This is a genomic window from Ensifer sp. ENS11, assembly GCF_014851895.1.
GTDB classification, from domain to species: domain Bacteria; phylum Pseudomonadota; class Alphaproteobacteria; order Rhizobiales; family Rhizobiaceae; genus Ensifer; species Ensifer canadensis.
In genome coordinates this window covers 1-255 of record NZ_JACVAN010000105.1, presented here as the reverse complement: position 1 = coordinate 255, position 255 = coordinate 1, and the positions used below count along the sequence as shown (strand labels likewise).

The window sequence follows — 255 nt, the reverse complement described above, 5'->3', positions numbered from 1 at the left end:
TTCGACGCCGTCAGCGCCAGCTTCACCTGCTCGACCGCCCATTGCTGCCGTGCCTTCGGGTTGCCGCGCACTTCCGGCACGGCAAAACCGTCGAACACCTCGTCATAGGCCGGATGGGTGGCGACCAGCTGGCCCTGCAGATGGGTCGACAGCTCGGTGATCTCGACGCCGTTGTCGCGGGCAATGCCGGCAAGCTCGTCGCAATAGGCCTTTGACGTCGCCGCCTGCTGCAAATCGATCAGCCTGGTATCCCAG

1 pseudogene is annotated in these 255 nt (G+C 64.7%); it reads right to left on the bottom strand.

Annotation, left to right across the window (positions count from 1 at the left end):
* Nucleotides 1–255, bottom strand: a pseudogene (locus IB264_RS34420) (sugar phosphate isomerase/epimerase); the annotation flags it as partial.